Below are 16,935 nucleotides of genomic sequence, written 5' to 3' on the forward strand. Positions count from 1 at the left end.
GTGTAGGAGCGAGGTTTGCCCGCGAAAGGGACGGCGCGGCTTATCAGAATGACCGCATTATCGTTCTTCGCGGGCAAGCCTCGCTCCTACAGGGGAGGCGGCTCCCTCAGGCAGAGGAGTTTTGCCAATCATGACCGCACGTAAACCGGAAATCGTCATCACCTACTGCACGCAATGCCAATGGCTGTTGCGCGCCGCCTGGCTGGCCCAGGAACTGCTCAGCACCTTCGGCGACGACCTGGGCAAAGTATCCCTGGTGCCCGGCACCGGCGGGGTGTTCCACATTTTCTGCGACGATGTGCAGCTCTGGGAACGCAAGGCCGACGGCGGTTTCCCCGAGGCCAAGGTGCTCAAGCAGCGGGTCCGCGATCAGATCGATCCGGACCGCGACCTGGGCCACAACGACCGCACTCAGTGAGACGGCGCTTGCGCGGCAACGGTCTTGTGGCTTGAACCGCCGGACAACCGGCTGGAAACCACGATGGCCACGATGATCAACGCGCCGCCGATCAGCATGCGCAGCGTCGGGTTTTCATCGAACAACAACCAGGCCAGGGTGATGCCGTAAACCGGCTCCAGGGCAAACACCACTGACGCGGTCCGGGCCTTGATCACTGCCAGGCTGGCGACGAACAGGCTGTGAGCGACGCCGGTGCAGAACACCCCGAGCAGGCCAATCCACAGCCAGTCGATGGCGCGTACTTCGCTCAACTGCGGCATCGCCACCGGCAGCAGGCAGATCGCAACCACTACGTTCTGACACAGCGCCGCCTGCACCGGCGGGATTCGCCCGGAGCTGGCGCGGTTGGTCAGGGACAGCAGGGAGAACAGCAGGCCGGAGGCCACTGCCCACAACAGGCCGGTGGTGGCGCCGCTGGCCAGATCGAAGTCCGGTGTGACCAGTACCAAACCGATGCTGACCAGCACCACCAGCAAGATTTCATTGGCGCGGATGCGCTCGCGGAAAATCAGCCCTTCGAGGATCACGGTAAACGCCGGGAAACTGGCAAAGCCCAGGGTCGCGATCGCCACCCCGGCCACCTTCACCGCAATGAAGAAACTCACCCAGTGCCCGGTCAGCAGCAAGCCGCTGAGCAACAGGCGGCGCCAGTCCACGGCGTCGAGTGTTTGCCAACGGGTATTACTGGCGAACCGGGCGAAAAACGCCAGGGCGAGGACGGCAAACGCGGCACGACCGAACACGATGATCGCCGGTGAGGCGGCGGCAAGTTTGCCGAACACGCCGGTCAGGCCGAACATCAGTGCACCGATATGCAGAGCGCCAAGGGCGGTACGGGGAGTCATTGCAGTCCTTGAATAACGTATCGAATCTGGCCGACGACACCGTCGACCTGTGTAGGAGCAGCCTTCGGCAACTCCTACACAATGAACGATGTGCTTGCGGGTGTCTGTCGCCAGACTCGCGTTATTTGTCGCCAGCCTCGCGGCGCAATTTACCGGGTGAGGCGCCGAATTCACGCAGCACTGCTGCGGCGAATGCGCTCTGGGAGCTGTAGCCGACCCGACACGCGATCTCGCCAATGGGTAGCGCCGAATCGCGTAACAAGCGCACGGCGATGTGCAGCCGGCGACTGCGGATGTAGTCCATCGGCGTTTGCCCGCATTCCGCCACGAACCGCGCGTGCAAGCGAGCGCTGGACAGGCCGGCAATACGCGCCAGGTCGGCGACTTGCAGTGGATAGGCCGCGTATTGATCGATGTGAGCATTGAGCGCCGCATACGGTAGACGCCGACCGCCGACCGTGTCGGGCTTGGCGTTGTTGAGGCTGGCCAGCAGCAACACCGCGCCTTGTTGGGCGATCAGCGGATCGCTGATCGGGCTGCCCGCCAGCCAGCTCACCAATTGGCTTTGCCCGGCGTCCAGCGACAGGCGCCCGGCATTGTCGAGCAAGCGGCGGCTGGCCTCGGCGTGGTCCCCCAGCGACTGAGACACCCACTGATCGCTCGGCACATCCAGCACCAGGCAACGGCTGCCATGGGCACTGTCGCAGGCATGATGCGCCCCGGACGGCACCACCACGAAACTCTGCTGAACCACCTGACTGCCAAGCCCCTCGACCTCGAAATCCAGTGCACCCGACAGCCCGAATACCAGTTGCGCGTGGTCGTGGCTGTGGACGATCAGGTCGTGGGTGTATTGGCGCAGGGTGAGGATCGGTCTCATCGCAGGTCTCGTGGCGATATTGATGAGTGAAGCCGCCAGTCTACACCGAGGCCCTGCGTTCGCGCGTTGTCACAGGACTGACTTGCGATTGTCATGGGCAATTAACCCGACCGGCGCAAGCTTGCCAAAACTTGTCCAGAGGGTTGCCCATGACCAGCGCCGAGCTCGCCAAACCCAGCCGTAAGCAACGTGTGCGGACCTTATGGATTTCCGACGTGCATTTGGGCACACGGGACTGCCAGGCCGAACACCTGTCTCAGTTTCTCAAGGGCTACCATGCCGACAGGATTTACCTGGTCGGTGACATCATCGACGGCTGGAAGCTGCGCAGCGGCATGTATTGGCCCCAGGCGCACACCAATGTGATTCGTCGCCTGTTGACCATGAGCAAGCGCGGCACGGAAGTGATCTACGTCACCGGCAACCATGACGAATTCCTGCGCCGTTATTCGAAACTGATGCTGGGCAATATCCAGCTGGTGGACGAAGCCGTGCACGTGACCGCCGATGGTCGTCATCTGCTGGTGATTCATGGCGATCAGTTCGACGTGATTACTCGCTATCACCGCTGGCTGGCGTTCCTCGGCGACTCGGCCTACGAATTTACCCTGACCCTCAACCGCTGGCTCAACCATTGGCGGGCCCGTTATGGCTACGGCTATTGGTCGTTGTCGGCGTACCTCAAGCACAAGGTCAAGACCGCCGTCAGTTTCATCAGCGATTTTGAGGAAGCCATTGCCCACGAATGCGTCAAACGCGAGTTGCATGGCGTGGTGTGTGGGCACATTCACCATGCCGAAATTCGCAAGGTTGGCGAGGTGGACTACCTCAATTGCGGGGATTGGGTGGAATCGTGCACGGCGCTGATCGAGCATTGGGACGGCTCGATCGAGTTGTACCGGTTGGCCGATGCCCAAGCGCGGGAGGCGGAATTGAAGGCAATTAAAGTCGCAGAGCCGGCTTAAAAGCAAAGTCAAAAGATCTTCAGGCCGGCGCTTGTTCTTCCATCGCCGCCTTGTAGATCGAATGCTTCGGCTGCGCAAACAACCGCTCCATCATCGGTTCGAAAAAGCTCAGCGGCAGCGTGTCGTATGCCGGGTCAAACGCCGCCGCGTCGTACCGGGCGCAAAATTCGATGGTCGCCTGATACTGCGGATGAGCGCTGAATTGCTCGCGCAAATGCCGGTCCATGCCCAGGTGATGGAAGAAGTAATAGCCCTGGAAAATCCCGTGTTTCTCCACCATCCACAGGTTCTCGGCACTGACGAACGGCTTGAGAATCGCCGCGGCGATGTCCGGGTGGTTGTAGGACCCCAGTGTATCGCCGATGTCATGGAGCAAAGCGCAGACCACGTACTCTTCGTCGCGGCCATCGCGCCAGGCGCGGCTGGCGGTTTGCAGCGAGTGGGTCAGGCGATCCACCGGGAATCCGCCGAAATCACCTTCCAGTAACTTCAAATGCGCCACGATCCTTGTAGGCAATTGCCGGGCATAGGCGCTGAAGTCTGTGGCGATGATCGCCCAGTCTTCCTGCGTGCCGTCCTGCATGTGGGTAAAACGGGCGCGGGCATTCATCGGCTATCCTCTTGTTCTTATCGAAAGGGATGTTTGGAGTGTAGGGCTTGGATCCAGAGCGCTGCACTGGCTGCACAGGACGCTTTTGTGGCCAAAGGAGCCTAGAACGGCACGCGACCTACAATCATGTCGCGGTACATGACGAAATCGCCGAGCAGGCTGTAAAGAGGATGCTGAAAGGTTGCAGGACGATTCTTCTCGAAGAAGAAATGCCCGACCCAGGCGAAGCTGTAACCGGCCAGCGGCAGGGCCAGCAACAGCCACCATGCGCCTTTGGCGATGGTCAGCGCCAGAATGACAATAACCAGCGTGGTGCCGACAAAGTGCAGTCGTCGACAAGTGCTATTGCGGTGTTCGCTGAGGTAATACGGGTAAAACGCAGCGAAGCTGTTGAAACGTTTGATGTTTTCCACGACTGCGATCTCTGTGGTGTGTGCAGGCAACAAGTTGCGCTGCGGGTAGCCTATTTAAGTCTAGAGTGATCATAGGCATCAGCCAGTGACAATAGGCGCCACTTTAGTATCCTTGGGCATTGGGTCGTGGCATGCGGCCATCACGTAGTAAACGCCATGAGCGAACGAACGACTTCTGCAAGCTGGGCGATGGGGATTGTCAAAGCACTGGAAATGGACGGCCTGGATTGCCGGGTTTTGTTCAAGCAGCTAGGGCTCGACTATGCGGCACTGGATGATCCGGATGCGCGCTTCCCGCAAGATTCCATGACGCGGCTCTGGCAGCGCGCGGTCGAGTTGTCCGGCAACCCGGCGATCGGCCTGAACATGGGCAAGGTGGTGCGACCGGCGTCCCTGCACGTTGCCGGTTATGCCTTGATGTCCAGTCGAACCCTGGCCGAAGGCTTTCAACGTCTGGTGCGTTATCAGCGAATCATCGCCGAAAGTGCCGATCTGAGTTTTCGCATACTGGACGAGGGTTATGCACTGATTCTGACGGTGCATGGCGACCACTTGCCGCCGACCCGACAAAGCGCTGAAGCATCGATGGCCTGTGCCCTGGCGTTTTGCGGGTGGCTGACCGGGAGCGCGCTGCATCCGCGCAAAGTGCTGCTGCAGGGCGATCAACCCGCCGACCTCGAACCGTATAAGCAAGCCTTCCACGCGCCGATGATGTTCAATGCGCCCTATGATGCCTTGATTTTCGAGCGCGCTGACCTGGAGGCACCGTTGCCCACCGCCAACGAGGCCATGGCGTTGCTGCACGATCGCTTTGCCGGTGAATACCTGGCGCGGTTTGCCGAGAGCCGCGTGACCCACAATGCGCGGCAGGTGTTGTGCCGCTTGCTGCCCCAGGGCGAACCCAAGCGCGATGCGGTAGCGCAGGCGCTGCACCTGTCGCAACGCACCTTGCAGCGACGCTTGCAGGAAGAGGGCACGAGTTTTCAGACGTTGCTGGATGACACGCGGCGTGAACTGGCCGAGCAATACCTGGCGCGACCGAGCATGACGCTGCTGGAAATTGCCTACCTGCTGGGGTTTGCCGATCCGAGCAACTTCTTCCGCGCTTTCCGACGCTGGTTCGACACCACCCCCGGCGAATACCGGGCGCGGCTGACGGAAGCGCTCAAGCCGGTCAGTGACGCCAGAACGCAGGGATACACAGAACAAACACCGTAATGATCTCCAGCCGACCCAACAGCATGCCGAACGAGAGAATCCACTTCGCGGCATCCGGCAGGCTGGCGAAGTTACCCGCCGGGCCAATGGTTTCGCCCAACCCCGGGCCGACGCCGGACACCGTGCTGGCCGCACCGGTAAGGGCGGTCATCCAGTCCACGCCGAGCAGCGACAGCAGTAGAGCGATCACGCAAATGGTGATGGCGAAAAAGAACGAAAAGGTCAGGATCGAACGTACGATTTCTTCGTCGAGACGGTGGCCGTTGTACTTCTGCTTGATCACCGCGCGTGGGTGAATCAACTGGTTAAGGTTGGCCTTGAGCAGAATGTAGGCCACCTGGAAGCGGAAAATCTTGATCCCGCCAGCGGTCGAACCCGAGCAGCCGCCAACAAACCCCAGGTAAAAGAACAGCATCAGCGAGAAGTTGCCCCAGAGGCTGTAGTCCCCCAGTGCAAAACCTGTCGTCGTCACCACCGAAGTGACGTTCAGCGCCACATGCCGCAAGGCGTCCAGCCAGTGCAACTGGGTGGTCCACCAGTACCAGGTGCCGAGCACCAGCCAGGTCACCAGCAACATGCCGAGCAAGCCTTGCACCTGTTCATCCTTGATCAGCGCCCGACGGTTACCGCGTAACGTGGCGACATACAAGGTGAACGGCAAGGCGCCGAGAATCATGATGACGATCGCGACCCAATGCACCGCAGGCTCCGGCCATTTGGCCAAAGACTGGTCGGAGGTGGAAAACCCGCCGGTGGAAATCGCCGACATCGCGTGGTTGATCGCATCGAACGGGCTCATCCCGGCCCACCAGAACGCCAGGCTGCCGAAAATGGTGATGCCGACGTAGGTCGCAACGATCAAGCGCGCCACCATGTGCGAACGGGGCATGACCTTTTCGGAACGGTCTGACGACTCGGTCTGAAACAGCCGCATGCCACCGATGCGCAGCAATGGCAGAATCGCGACCGCCATGCCGATAAAGCCGATCCCGCCGATCCAGTGCAGCAAGGAGCGCCATATCAGGATGCCGGGGGACATGGTGTCCAGGCCCGTGAGCACCGTCGAGCCGGTGGCGGTGATGCCGGACATGCTTTCGAAGAATGAGTCGGTGTAGCTGATGTTCTGGGTCAGCAGGAACGGCAGGGCGGCGAAGATGCACACCACCAGCCAGCTGCTGACGGTCAGCAGGTACATGTCTCGCGGGCGCAGATGGATGTGTTCGGGGCGCCCCGGAATCACCAGGGCCAGGCCGGCGACAAAGGTAATCATGCTGGCCCAGAGGAATGACGGCAGGTCGCTGGTGCGCTCGAAGATCACCAGGGTAGCCATGGGCACGGCCATGGAAATGGCCAGCGTGATCAGGAAGATGCCGATGATGAAACCAATGATCCGTAAGGTCGGCAACGCCATGAAGTCCGCTCGGGCTGAAGTAGGGAAGGGCGCCATTCTACCTGCGGGGCAGGGCATGTAAACCGACAGCCCTGTGCCGGATACCGCTAGAATAGGCAGACATTTTTTTCAGGAGGTGGCCGATGCAGGCTCTCGACGCTTTGCTCAACCGTGTTTCCGTTCCACGACTGCTCGATCCGGCGCCCACTGCCGAGCAACGCGAAGTGCTGTTTGCCGCCGCGATGCGTGCGCCAGACCACGGCCATTTGCAGCCTTGGCGCTTCCTGACAGTCGAAGGCGCGGCGCGCGAGCAAATGGGCGAGTTGCTGGCCGAAGCGGCGAAACTGCAAGACAGCGAGGTGTCAGAAGCCGCGCTGGACAAGGCCCGTAACGGCCCGCTGCGTGCACCGCTGGTGGTTGTGGTGATCGCGCGTTTGCAGGATCACGTCAAATACCCGAAATCCGAACAATTGTTGGCGGCAGGCTGCGCGGCTCACGGGATTTTGCTGGCCGCTTACGCGCAAGGCATTGGCGCGGTATGGCGCACCGGTGAGCTGGCCTATTCGCCGCATGTAGCCAAGGGGTTGGGTTTGGCCGAAGGGGAAGAGGTGATTGCGTTCCTTTATCTCGGTACGCCGCAGAAAGAACCGCGTGTGGCGGAGAAGGTTGATCTGGCCGAGTTTGTCAGCGCCTGGTCCGGTAAGGCCTGAAGATCAAAAGATCGCAGTCTCGTTGCACTTGTAGGAGCTGTCGAGTGAAACGAGGCTGCGATCTTTTTGCATCACCCCCGATTTACGGCTGCACCACCGCCCCCGGCACCAACGGCAATTCCAGGCTGGCAATAAACCCGCCTCCAGGATGATTGGCCAGCACCAGACTGCCGCCATGGCGTTCCGCCGCACGGCGTGCGATAGCCAGCCCCAAGCCATGCCCGGCCGTTGTCTGCCCCGGTGCCCGATAGAACGGCTCCCCCAACTGATTCAAATGATCAGCCTCTACACCGGGGCCGTGATCGCGCACGCTGACCACAATCCTGTCGCCCTGACGCGACGCTTGCATTTCGATTGGTTGCCCGACCGGGTTAAAGCGTTGGGCATTGCGCAGCAGGTTGTCCACGGCGCGCTCGATCATGGTCGGCCAACCCCTGAGGTTCAGTTGCGGCTCGGCCTCAAGGCGCACGTTCTGCTCCGGCGAACTTAGCTGAGCATCCTTTTGCAGGGTATTGAGCAGTGCATTGAGATCCACTTCTTCGGCACTGGCGTTGTCGGCATCGACCCGCGCCAACACCAGGATTTCGCTGATCAGTGCTTCCAGTCGATCACATTCACGGGTCAGGCGCGGCCAGAGTTTTTCCCGCTCCTGGGGATTGGCCCGCTCGGCCAGTGCCAGCGCAATGCGCAGTCGGGCCAAGGGCGAACGCAACTCGTGGGACACATCGCGCAGCAATTGCCGCTGACTGCCGATCAGGCTTTGCAGACGCGCGCCCATGCGATTGAAGTCGTTGGCCAGCACACCGAATTCATCGCGGCGGTTAGCCAGTTGCGCCAGGCTGTTTTGCTGATACGTCGTCTGCCCCAACTCATGCACTGCGCCACGTAAACGGCTCAGCGGTCGGGTGATGGAAAAGGTCACCAACAGGCTGAACAGGGTCAGTACCACCAGGGCGATACCCAGCGCACTCAACGGCCAGAGCAGGCTCTCACGGTGCCAGGCGTCCAGTTCCGGGTGGGGAATGCGATAGATCAGCAGGTAGGTGTCGCCCGTCTTGGCGCTGGTGTATTCATCGGTCAGGCGTCGCCACGGCAGGCGCCGATCATCGTTTTGCTGCCGTGCTTCGAAGGCGGCTGCACGCCGAGGGAAGGTGCCGCGTACCACCGGGTCTCCTGCCTCGTTGAGCACCTGAACGTCGATGTGATATTGGCGCTTGCGCTGCTCCAGGATGTCCTGGGCGGCTTCCTCGCCTTGGCTTTCGTAGGTTTGCGTCCACTGTTCGGCCAGGGTGTTGAGGCCCGGGTGGCGACTGAGAATCCACGCGTCCTGGTTGAGCATGTGTCCCAGCAAAATGGAAAGCCCTGCAACCAGAGCGATGGCCAGCCAGAAGCTGGCCAGGATACGCCAGAACAATGAGCGCACAGAAAATCCTCGAACAAGCTCAAATCAATGTGTGGCGAGGGGGCTTGTCGGAACGCCGCATCGCCCCGTTCGGCTGCGAAGCAGTCGTAAACCCGTTACATACGGTTTAACTTTGAAATACCGGGGCCGCTTCGCGCCCCAACGGGAGCAAGCTCCCTCGCCACAAAGGCTCGCTCCCACAACGAACTGAGAGGCATCAGGCCCAACGGTGATTAGCCATTGGGTCCGGGGTTAACGCATTATTGCGCCTTTTGCGCTTGCTGCGCTTTCCAGGCCTTGAACTCGGCCCATTCGGCGCGACGCTCAGCTTGTTTCTTCTGGATCTCGTCGAATTGCTTCTGTTGATCCGGTTTCAGCAGGGCGCGAACGTCGGCTTCGGCTTTCTTGTGCTTGGCCTCCATCTCGTCTTTCAGGGCTTTCTGGTCGGCCGGCGAGAGTTTTTCCAGGTACTTGTCGACCAGTTGCTGACGCTCGTGCATCTGCTCGCCCATGATTTTGCGGATCTGCTCGCGCTGTTCGCGGCTCAGGTCCAGTTGGCTGTAAGGGCCTCTGCCGTGCATGCCGTGCATCTGACCGCTGTGGCGTGAGCCGTCCATGTGATCACCCATCGGGCCTGTGCCTTCAGGCATGGCCATGGCAACGGTCGGCAGGGCGGCAGCAAACATCAGAGCGATAAGAGTCTTGCGCATGGTGTATCTCCTTGTCTCGTTCCCGGTACGTTCCGGATGTGTGCAGATTACGCAGATCAAGGTCAACGGCGGTCAGCGGAGCGTAAAGCTTGGGTAAAGACGGTTTTCTGCTTTGCTGACAATTCCAACACTTCGCCGATATTTCTCTGACGAAACCTAGCCTTCGTAGCAGCTGTCGAGCCTGCGAGGCTGCGTTCGGCTGCGCAGCAGTCGTAAAATCTGTTTGCACGCTCTTTCAGATACACCGCATCAGGCGGATCACGACTGCTTCGCAGCCGAACGCAGCCTCGCTGGGGCTCGACAGCTGCTACGAAGGGGCGTGTCAGGTTCAGAGGCTGTAGTAGTAACCGCGACTGCGCAGGGCCACGATGCGTGGGCGGCCGTCGGGGTGTGGGCCGATTTTTTTGCGCAGGTTGCTGACGTGCATGTCCAGGCTGCGGTCGTACAGGGTCAGTTTGCGACCGAGGGCGATTTGCGCCAGTTCCTGTTTATCCAGCGGTTCGCCGGGCTGCTTGAGCAGGGCTTCGAGCAGTCGGCTTTCGGAAACGGTGAGGGTGAATTCCTGTTCATCGATGCTGACCACCCCGCGCACCGGGCTGAAGCACAGGTCGCCCAGCTCGAGCTGGCTGGAGACCGCCGTCGGATGACTGCGGCGCAACACCGCGCGCAGGCGGGCGGTCAGTTCCCGTGGGTCGCACGGCTTGGCCAGGTAATCGTCGGCGCCCAGTTCCAGGCCGAGGATGCGGTCCAGCGGTTCGCCACGGGCCGACAACATCAGCACCGGCAAATCCGGATGGTCGCTGCGCAGTTGCTTTAGCAGTTCCAGGCCGCTGCCGTCCGGCAGCATCACGTCCAGCACCACGGCCGCCGGAGACGTTTCGGCCAACGCGTGACGGGCGCTCTGGCCATCGTGGCAGGCGCGAACCTGAAAGCCTTCCTGGCTCAGCCAACTGCTCAGGAGCTCACACAGCTCCTGGTCATCATCAATTAGTAACAGCTCGCTCATGACTCACTCAATTTAGCCATTGCCTACGTTTTCTGGTGGCACCACTGGCGAAGATACCGCAGAGCAGGGCCAATAGCGCTACTGCCGCCCCAATAACGAACCACTGCTGCTGATCGGTCAGCAGGCGCGGTAGCGGGCTGCTGGCCAGGGTTTCCTTGAGTTGCAGCTTCAGGCGCTGATTCTCCTGGCGCAACCGGCTCAGCTGGGCGCTTTCGCGCTCGCCATCGGTGGTTTGCAATTGTTTGCTCAGTGTTTCTCGTTGCAGCTCGCTTTCTTTCAAGCGCTGCTGCAACTCGGTGATCTGGCTACCGGCGCTCAAGGACAGCGGCGTCGAATTACCGCCATTGGCGCTTTCTTCACCATGGGCTGGCGCCATGATCGACAACGTCACCAACATCAGACACAACGGACCTTTGCGCATCGCAACTCCTGATTCCAATACGAGTATTGGGCAGGTTGTCGGCCGGTAAACGAGAATAATGAGCGATTGAACGTGCGATGAATCGATAAGATTCACCGCACGCGAGAACTTTACGGCAGGACTTGCTTGAACGGCTTGACCAGAACATTGGCGTAGACGCCTGCGGCAACGTACGGATCGGCGTCGGCCCAGGCCTTGGCGGCGCTCAGGGACTCGAATTCGGCGACGATCAGGCTGCCAGTGAAACCGGCTGCGCCCGGATCATTGCTGTCGACCGCCGGGTGTGGACCGGCCAATACGATACGACCTTCGCCCTTGAGCACTTGCAGACGCTCAAGGTGCGCAGGCCGTGCGGCCAGTCGGGCTTCCAGGGAGTTGGCAACGTCTGTGGCAATGATTGCGTAAAGCATGTCAGTCCTCGGTTTTTGGCGTTGTGGTGTCGGCGTCGTGCAGGTGGCGGGACAGGTAGATGCCCTGGCCGACCAGGAACAGCAAAGTCATGCCCAGGCTGCCGAAGACCTTGAAGTCTACCCAGTAGCTCTGGAACGTGAACGCGACGAACAGGTTGGCGGCACCGCAAAACAGGAAAAAACCGATCCAGGCGATGTTCAGGCGGGTCCAGATTGGCTCCGGCAGGGTCAGCGCGTGGCCCATGATGCGTTTGATCAGCAGTTGGTCACCGACGAAATGGCTGCCGATGAACGCGAGGGCGAACAGCCAGTTGACCACCGGGGCTTTCCATTTCAGGAAGGTTTCGCTGTGGAACGCCAGGGTCAGGCTGCCGAAGACCAGGCAGGCAATGAGGGTCAGCCACTGGCTCTTCTCCAGCTTGCGCTGCTTGATGTACAGCGTGCCGTAGACCACCAGGGAGCTGATGATCAGCATCGCGGTGGCGCTGTAAATACCACCGACAGACAGTTGATGACCGCCAATGTCGACGACCCGCGGGTCGATTTTGAAGACGATGAAAAACAGCAGAAGCGGGATGAAGTCGATGAATTGTTTCACAGTGGCAGCCAGAAGCAGGATGTGGCGGCATAATAACAAACATATTGACGCGCGATAGCGTCAGCTGATTTGAGGTTACATAGTCCTGTGAATGTTGATTTGCACTGCCATAGCACGGCCTCCGATGGCGCCCTGGCGCCTGCGGCACTGGTTGCGCGTGCGTTCGAGAAAGGCGTGCGAGTCCTGGCCTTGACTGATCACGACACCCTTGAAGGCCTCGACGAGGCCCGTAGCGCCGCGACGGCACTGGGGATGCAACTGGTCAACGGCGTCGAATTGTCCTGCACCTGGGGCGGGGCGACCATTCATGTGCTGGGCTATGGTTTCGACGTCAATGCCGCGCCATTGGTCGAGGCCATCGCCAAATTGCACGATGGCCGCTGGCTACGGTCCGAAGAAATAAGCCGCAAGTTGGCGTTGAAAGGCATGCCGGGGGCGCTTGACGGCGCCCGCGCCATTCAGCAGGAACTGGGCGACAGCGGCAACGCGCCGGCCCGTCCGCACTTCGCCGACTGGATGGTGCGCGAAGGTTTCGTCAAGGATCGCGCCGAAGCCTTCCGCAAATGGCTGGGCGCCGGCAAGCTGGGAGACGTCAAGCTGCACTGGCCGACCCTCGAAGACACCGTCGAGACCCTGCGCGCCGCGGGTGCCTGGGTCAGCCTGGCGCACCCCTGGCACTACGATTTCACTCGTAGCAAGCGTCGCCGCCTGATTTCTGACTATATTCAAGCCGGGGGCCACGCGATTGAAGTGGTCAATGGCCATCAGCCCGCCGAGCAAGTGGGCAGCCTGGCGATTCTTGCCCGTGAGTTTGGTCTGCTGGTCAGTGCCGGCAGTGATTTTCATGGCCCTGGAGGCTGGTCCGAGATCGGTGAATACCGCCCGCTCCCGGAGGATCTGCCACCACTGTGGTGTCGATTCAAACATGACCCAATTATTGCCGCCGTCTGAACAGGTAGAGAATGTGAGTCAATTTTTCCAGATTCATCCGGAAAACCCGCAAGCGCGCCTGATCAAACAGGCTGTCGAGATCATCCGCAACGGCGGGGTGGTGATTTATCCCACAGACTCTTCCTACGCCATTGGTTGCCAGATCGGTGACAAGACCGCCGTGGAGCGTGTGCGTCGGTTGCGTCAGCTGGATGAGAAGCACAACTTCGCACTGATCTGCAGCGACCTGTCGCAGTTGGGGCTATTTGCCAAGATCGACACTGGCACCTTCCGTTTGCTCAAGGCCCATTTGCCAGGGCCTTACACCTTCATTCTCAACGCTACCCGCGAAGTTCCGCGGCTATTGTTGCACCCGAAAAAACGCACCATCGGCCTGCGCGTGCCGAGCCATCCGATTGCGTTGGCGCTGCTGGAAGAACTCGGCGAACCGCTGATGAGTGTGACCCTGATCATGCCCGGCGACACTGACCCGCTGACCGATCCCTACGAAATGCGCCAGTTGCTGGAGCATCAGGTGGACCTGATCATCGACGGCGGTTTCGGCGGGATCAAGGCGTCCACCGTGATCAACCTCGCCGACGGCGAGCCGGAAGTCATCCGTGTCGGTTGCGGCGACCCAACGCCATTCATGGCCGAGGCGTAGATGTCTGCAGTAGAACCAGAACCCGTCGACAGCCAGGCCGGCGCCCAGCAAGAACTGCCTTTCGCCATGGTCTATGGCCAGGCGGTCATGGAAATGCCGCTGGACCTGTACATCCCGCCGGATGCGCTCGAGGTCTTTCTGGAAGCCTTCGAAGGCCCGCTCGACCTGCTCCTGTACCTGATCCGCAAACAGAACATCAATATTCTCGACATCCCGGTGGCGGAAATCACCCGCCAGTACATGGGCTATGTCGAGTTGATGCAGTCGGTGCGCCTGGAACTGGCCGCCGAGTACCTGGTGATGGCCGCGATGCTCGCCGAGATCAAGTCGCGGATGCTGCTGCCGCGAGCCGAAACCATTGAAGACGAGGAAGACGACCCTCGCGCCGAACTGATCCGCCGCTTGCAGGAATACGAACGCTTCAAGGCCGCCGCCGAAGGTATCGATGGCCTGAGCCGCGTCGGCCGCGATGTCGTGGTGCCCAAGCTCGACGCGCCGGAAGCCCGGGCGCGCAAGCTGCTGCCGGACGTGAGTCTGGAAGAGTTGCTGATGTCCATGGCCGAGGTCTTGCGCCGGGGCGACATGTTCGAAAGCCACCAGGTCAGCCGCGAGGCACTGTCCACCCGCGAACGCATGAGCGATGTACTGGAGCGGCTCAAGGGTGGCGGTTTCGTGCCCTTTGTCGAGCTGTTCACCGCTGAAGAAGGACGTCTGGGGGTAGTGGTGACCTTTATGGCGATCCTCGAACTGGTCAAGGAATCCTTGGTCGAGCTGGTGCAGAATGAGCCGTTCGCGGCGATACATGTGCGAGCCCGAGCCGAATAACGAGTTGAATCATGAACCTGACTGAACCCCGCGAGCTGGCGCCACTGCTTGAAGCCTTTCTGTTGGCCTCGGGAAAACCGCAATCGCTTGAGCGCCTGTTCGAACTCTTCGAAGAAGGCGAGCGGCCCGAACCAGCGGTTTTCAAGAAAGCGCTGACGATTCTGGGCAAATCCTGCGACGGCCGAGCCTTCGAACTGAAGGAAGTCGCCTCCGGGTATCGCCTGCAGATCCGCGAAAAGTTCGCGCCGTGGGTCGGGCGCCTGTGGGAAGAACGGCCGCAGCGTTACTCGCGCGCCATGCTCGAAACCATGGCCCTGATTGCCTATCGCCAACCGATCACCCGGGGCGAGATCGAAGACGTGCGCGGCGTGGCGGTCAACAGCCACATCGTCAAAACCCTGCTGGAGCGAGAGTGGATCCGCATCGTCGGTTACCGTGATGTGCCCGGCAAACCGGCAATGTTCGCCACCACCAAGGCGTTTCTCGATCACTTCAACCTGAAGAACCTCGACGACCTGCCGCCGCTGGCCGAGCTGCGCGAGCTGGAACCCGAGCCGATGCTCGAGTTCGACGACGCACCGGTGCCGGCCGGGTTGCAAGAATTGGCAGATGCCAGCGCCGAGCCGGAAGAGCCCAAGGAAGAAACCAGCTTCCACACGCTATTGCTTGAGCTGGACACGATGGAGGAGGGGCTCAAGACCGATTTCGACGATTTGTTGCGCGATGGCGAGTTGACCGAGACTGAAGAGGTATCGGAGCAGCCGGAGCCGGAAGTCGAGGTAGAGCTTCAGGTTGAGGCGTCAGTTGCTGACGAAGAAGAGCAGGAACCAGAGCCTGAGGATGACATTCTTGGCGTTGCCGAGGCTCGCGAGAAACTGCTGGCCGCGGTTGCCGCGCTTGAACAACCCAAGCCCGAACCTGAACTGAGCGACGAAGAAGCCGAAGCCCGGGCCCTGGCCGAAGCGATCGAGGCCGAACGCCGCCAGTTCGAGGATTGAACTCCGTCAGAAGATCGCAGCCACCACCGGCCGGCGGAAAAACCAATAACCGACGGTCGATCAGCTAGTCTCTGATGCGCGAACGCTTCCATGAGCGTATGATTCGCGACCCTTTGGCGATCCCTTCGTCAAACGACCAGATTTCACATCTTCAGGCCAAGGCCTGAACTTGATCACACCGGGAGGTGCCCAGATGAGTATCAACGACCAGAAAGACGACCAGGAAATCGGCCCAGCAGGCGAAAAACTGCAGAAAGTCCTCGCCCGTATCGGCGTCGGCTCGCGCCGTGACGTAGAAGCCTGGATCAGCCACGGCCGCATCAAGGTCAATGGCAAAGACGCCACCCTCGGCCTGCGCGTCGACCTGCATGACGCCATCACCATCGATGGCAAGGTGATCAAGCGCGAAGAAGCTGCCGAGTCGGTACGCCGCGTGATCATGTACAACAAACCCGACGGTGAAATCTGCACCCGTGACGACCCGGAAGGCCGTCCGACCGTGTTCGACAAGATGCCGCGCCCGAAAGAAGGTCGCTGGATCAACATCGGTCGCCTGGACATCAACACCACAGGTCTGCTGATGTTCACCACCGACGGTGAGCTGGCCAACCGCCTGATGCACCCGTCCTACGAAATGGACCGTGAATACGCCGTCCGTGTACGTGGTGAAGTCGACGACGAGATGATCGAGCGTCTGAAGGCAGGCGTGGTGCTCGAAGACGGCCCGGCGAAATTCACCGACATCAAGCAGGCACCAGGTGGCGAAGGTTTCAACCACTGGTACCACTGCGTGGTGATGGAAGGTCGTAACCGCGAAGTTCGTCGTCTGTGGGAATCCCAGGGCCTGGTGGTCAGCCGTCTGAAGCGCGTGCGTTTCGGTCCGGTGTTCCTCAACTCCGACCTGCCGATGGGTCGCTGGCGCGAAATGAGCCAGCAGGAAGTCGACATTCTGAGTGCTGAAGTCGGCCTGACGCCGGTGGCGATGCCGCAAATGAACGCCAAGAGCAAAGACAAGCTCGAGCGTATGCAGCGCAAATCGTCCCGCCCGGTGGGCAAGACCGAACGCGTACGGACCCTGCGTCCAGCCGCTGGCGCTCCAGCTGCCGGCCCGCGTCCATCTCGCGAGCCGCAGATCGAAGGCGAGCGCCCGGCCCGCAAGCCAGCGCCACGCCAGGACGGCGAGCGCGGTCCACGCACGCCGCGTCCGGCCAACGGTCGTACTGAGCGTGGCGAAGGCCGTGGCGCTCCGTCCGGTGGTCGTAGCGATCGCGGTGCGCCTGCCGGCCGTGGTACGCCGGTGGCAGACCGCCCGGCCGACACCAAGCGCCCGGCCAAACCGGCGCCGAAGAAACGCCCAGGCATCGTGCTGGTCGACAAGGACGCGCCATCGGGCAAGCGCCGCGGTGCGCCAGCCGGCTCCGGCCAGCGTCCGGGCTTCGGTCGTCGCAAGCCTGAGTAATCGGTAAGCGCAGCATAAAAA

At 60.9% G+C, this 16,935-nt stretch carries 20 protein-coding genes; 9 read left to right on the forward strand and 11 right to left on the reverse strand.

Annotation, left to right across the window (positions count from 1 at the left end; genetic code table 11):
* The first annotated feature begins 130 nt into the window (after nucleotides 1–130).
* A complete protein-coding gene (locus tag AC07VO_RS19090; protein WP_007895010.1) occupies nucleotides 131–418 on the forward strand; it encodes an Rdx family protein in 288 nt (95 codons plus the stop codon).
* On the opposite strand, the gene AC07VO_RS19095 is transcribed toward AC07VO_RS19090, so the two are convergent.
* Nucleotides 412–1,305 carry a DMT family transporter gene (locus AC07VO_RS19095; protein ID WP_064619586.1) on the reverse strand — a complete coding sequence of 298 codons (894 nt, stop codon included), beginning with the start codon at nucleotides 1,303–1,305 and terminating at the stop codon, nucleotides 412–414. The genes AC07VO_RS19090 and AC07VO_RS19095 overlap by 7 nt on opposite strands.
* 121 nt (nucleotides 1,306–1,426) lie before the next feature.
* Nucleotides 1,427–2,185, reverse strand: a complete 759-nt coding sequence (locus AC07VO_RS19100; RefSeq protein ID WP_018929923.1) for a helix-turn-helix transcriptional regulator — start codon at nucleotides 2,183–2,185, stop codon at nucleotides 1,427–1,429.
* Between the two features lie 149 nt (nucleotides 2,186–2,334).
* Here AC07VO_RS19100 and AC07VO_RS19105 point away from each other — a divergent pair, with 149 nt between their 5' ends.
* The gene (locus tag AC07VO_RS19105; protein WP_018929924.1) at nucleotides 2,335–3,150 is read left to right on the forward strand and encodes a UDP-2,3-diacylglucosamine diphosphatase; all 816 of its coding nucleotides are present in this window, start codon (nucleotides 2,335–2,337) and stop codon (nucleotides 3,148–3,150) included.
* 19 nt (nucleotides 3,151–3,169) lie between these two features.
* Here AC07VO_RS19105 and AC07VO_RS19110 read toward each other — a convergent pair whose 3' ends face one another.
* Together AC07VO_RS19110 and AC07VO_RS19115 are read right to left on the reverse strand one after the other, a co-directional pair.
* The gene (locus AC07VO_RS19110; RefSeq protein WP_086946377.1) at nucleotides 3,170–3,760 is read right to left on the reverse strand and encodes an HD domain-containing protein; all 591 of its coding nucleotides are present in this window, start codon (nucleotides 3,758–3,760) and stop codon (nucleotides 3,170–3,172) included.
* Between the two features lie 101 nt (nucleotides 3,761–3,861).
* Nucleotides 3,862–4,173, reverse strand: coding sequence for an Mpo1-like protein (locus tag AC07VO_RS19115; protein WP_086946376.1), 312 nt, complete (start codon nucleotides 4,171–4,173; stop codon nucleotides 3,862–3,864).
* A gap of 156 nt (nucleotides 4,174–4,329) precedes the next feature.
* Here AC07VO_RS19115 and AC07VO_RS19120 point away from each other — a divergent pair, with 156 nt between their 5' ends.
* Nucleotides 4,330–5,391, forward strand: a complete 1,062-nt coding sequence (locus tag AC07VO_RS19120) for an AraC family transcriptional regulator (protein WP_207238835.1) — start codon at nucleotides 4,330–4,332, stop codon at nucleotides 5,389–5,391.
* On the opposite strand, the gene AC07VO_RS19125 is transcribed toward AC07VO_RS19120, so the two are convergent.
* On the reverse strand, nucleotides 5,348–6,802 hold the full coding sequence (locus tag AC07VO_RS19125) for a TrkH family potassium uptake protein (RefSeq protein ID WP_018929928.1): 1,455 nt from the start codon (nucleotides 6,800–6,802) through the stop codon (nucleotides 5,348–5,350). The two genes, AC07VO_RS19120 and AC07VO_RS19125, sit on opposite strands and share 44 nt — an antisense overlap.
* A gap of 122 nt (nucleotides 6,803–6,924) precedes the next feature.
* Here AC07VO_RS19125 and AC07VO_RS19130 point away from each other — a divergent pair, with 122 nt between their 5' ends.
* Entirely contained in the window at nucleotides 6,925–7,491 is a 567-nt protein-coding gene (locus AC07VO_RS19130; protein ID WP_086946375.1) for an NAD(P)H nitroreductase, read from the forward strand.
* Between the two features lie 82 nt (nucleotides 7,492–7,573).
* Here the strand turns inward: AC07VO_RS19130 and AC07VO_RS19135 are convergent, their stop codons facing one another.
* The 6 genes from AC07VO_RS19135 to AC07VO_RS19160 all read right to left on the reverse strand — a co-directional run bounded on the left by AC07VO_RS19135 (nucleotide 7,574) and on the right by AC07VO_RS19160 (nucleotide 12,038).
* Complete coding sequence (locus AC07VO_RS19135; RefSeq protein WP_018929930.1) at nucleotides 7,574–8,914, reverse strand: sensor histidine kinase; 1,341 nt, start codon at nucleotides 8,912–8,914, stop codon at nucleotides 7,574–7,576.
* A gap of 239 nt (nucleotides 8,915–9,153) precedes the next feature.
* Complete coding sequence (locus AC07VO_RS19140; RefSeq protein ID WP_064619577.1) at nucleotides 9,154–9,603, reverse strand: hypothetical protein; 450 nt, start codon at nucleotides 9,601–9,603, stop codon at nucleotides 9,154–9,156.
* A 328-nt stretch (nucleotides 9,604–9,931) separates the two neighbouring features.
* Nucleotides 9,932–10,609: a response regulator transcription factor gene (locus tag AC07VO_RS19145; RefSeq protein WP_086946374.1), complete on the reverse strand. Its 678-nt coding sequence runs from the start codon at nucleotides 10,607–10,609 to the stop codon at nucleotides 9,932–9,934.
* A gap of 7 nt (nucleotides 10,610–10,616) precedes the next feature.
* Nucleotides 10,617–11,030, reverse strand: coding sequence for a translation initiation factor 2 (locus tag AC07VO_RS19150; protein WP_086946373.1), 414 nt, complete (start codon nucleotides 11,028–11,030; stop codon nucleotides 10,617–10,619).
* 110 nt (nucleotides 11,031–11,140) lie between these two features.
* The gene (locus AC07VO_RS19155; RefSeq protein ID WP_019579534.1) at nucleotides 11,141–11,440 is read right to left on the reverse strand and encodes a YciI family protein; all 300 of its coding nucleotides are present in this window, start codon (nucleotides 11,438–11,440) and stop codon (nucleotides 11,141–11,143) included.
* 1 nt (nucleotide 11,441) lies between these two features.
* The gene (locus AC07VO_RS19160; RefSeq protein ID WP_064619571.1) at nucleotides 11,442–12,038 is read right to left on the reverse strand and encodes a septation protein A; all 597 of its coding nucleotides are present in this window, start codon (nucleotides 12,036–12,038) and stop codon (nucleotides 11,442–11,444) included.
* An 87-nt stretch (nucleotides 12,039–12,125) separates the two neighbouring features.
* Here AC07VO_RS19160 and AC07VO_RS19165 point away from each other — a divergent pair, with 87 nt between their 5' ends.
* The 5 genes from AC07VO_RS19165 to rluB all read left to right on the forward strand — a co-directional run bounded on the left by AC07VO_RS19165 (nucleotide 12,126) and on the right by rluB (nucleotide 16,914).
* Nucleotides 12,126–12,989, forward strand: coding sequence for a PHP domain-containing protein (locus AC07VO_RS19165; protein ID WP_018929935.1), 864 nt, complete (start codon nucleotides 12,126–12,128; stop codon nucleotides 12,987–12,989).
* A 13-nt stretch (nucleotides 12,990–13,002) separates the two neighbouring features.
* A complete protein-coding gene (locus AC07VO_RS19170) occupies nucleotides 13,003–13,632 on the forward strand; it encodes an L-threonylcarbamoyladenylate synthase (RefSeq protein ID WP_007938530.1) in 630 nt (209 codons plus the stop codon).
* The gene (locus AC07VO_RS19175) at nucleotides 13,633–14,457 is read left to right on the forward strand and encodes a segregation and condensation protein A (protein WP_007938531.1); all 825 of its coding nucleotides are present in this window, start codon (nucleotides 13,633–13,635) and stop codon (nucleotides 14,455–14,457) included.
* An 11-nt stretch (nucleotides 14,458–14,468) separates the two neighbouring features.
* Nucleotides 14,469–15,455, forward strand: a complete 987-nt coding sequence (scpB, locus tag AC07VO_RS19180) for an SMC-Scp complex subunit ScpB (RefSeq protein WP_028939967.1) — start codon at nucleotides 14,469–14,471, stop codon at nucleotides 15,453–15,455.
* A gap of 193 nt (nucleotides 15,456–15,648) precedes the next feature.
* Complete coding sequence (gene rluB, locus AC07VO_RS19185; RefSeq protein ID WP_018929938.1) at nucleotides 15,649–16,914, forward strand: 23S rRNA pseudouridine(2605) synthase RluB; 1,266 nt, start codon at nucleotides 15,649–15,651, stop codon at nucleotides 16,912–16,914.
* The last annotated feature ends 21 nt before the right edge of the window (nucleotides 16,915–16,935 follow it).

It is taken from the genome of Pseudomonas sp. GW821-FHT03E01, assembly GCF_059420765.1.

Coding starts and splice junctions, on each gene's coding strand:
- AC07VO_RS19145 (WP_086946374.1), bottom strand. CDS start 10,609: ATGAGCGAGCTGTTACTAATTGATGATGACCAGGAGCTGTGTGAGCTC.
- AC07VO_RS19130 (WP_086946375.1), top strand. CDS start 6,925: ATGCAGGCTCTCGACGCTTTGCTCAACCGTGTTTCCGTTCCACGACTG.
- AC07VO_RS19095 (WP_064619586.1), bottom strand. CDS start 1,305: ATGACTCCCCGTACCGCCCTTGGCGCTCTGCATATCGGTGCACTGATG.
- AC07VO_RS19110 (WP_086946377.1), bottom strand. CDS start 3,760: ATGAATGCCCGCGCCCGTTTTACCCACATGCAGGACGGCACGCAGGAA.
- AC07VO_RS19105 (WP_018929924.1), top strand. CDS start 2,335: ATGACCAGCGCCGAGCTCGCCAAACCCAGCCGTAAGCAACGTGTGCGG.
- AC07VO_RS19175 (WP_007938531.1), top strand. CDS start 13,633: ATGTCTGCAGTAGAACCAGAACCCGTCGACAGCCAGGCCGGCGCCCAG.
- AC07VO_RS19100 (WP_018929923.1), bottom strand. CDS start 2,185: ATGAGACCGATCCTCACCCTGCGCCAATACACCCACGACCTGATCGTC.
- AC07VO_RS19125 (WP_018929928.1), bottom strand. CDS start 6,802: ATGGCGTTGCCGACCTTACGGATCATTGGTTTCATCATCGGCATCTTC.
- AC07VO_RS19140 (WP_064619577.1), bottom strand. CDS start 9,603: ATGCGCAAGACTCTTATCGCTCTGATGTTTGCTGCCGCCCTGCCGACC.
- scpB (WP_028939967.1), top strand. CDS start 14,469: ATGAACCTGACTGAACCCCGCGAGCTGGCGCCACTGCTTGAAGCCTTT.
- rluB (WP_018929938.1), top strand. CDS start 15,649: ATGAGTATCAACGACCAGAAAGACGACCAGGAAATCGGCCCAGCAGGC.
- AC07VO_RS19150 (WP_086946373.1), bottom strand. CDS start 11,030: ATGCGCAAAGGTCCGTTGTGTCTGATGTTGGTGACGTTGTCGATCATG.
- AC07VO_RS19090 (WP_007895010.1), top strand. CDS start 131: ATGACCGCACGTAAACCGGAAATCGTCATCACCTACTGCACGCAATGC.
- AC07VO_RS19120 (WP_207238835.1), top strand. CDS start 4,330: ATGAGCGAACGAACGACTTCTGCAAGCTGGGCGATGGGGATTGTCAAA.
- AC07VO_RS19155 (WP_019579534.1), bottom strand. CDS start 11,440: ATGCTTTACGCAATCATTGCCACAGACGTTGCCAACTCCCTGGAAGCC.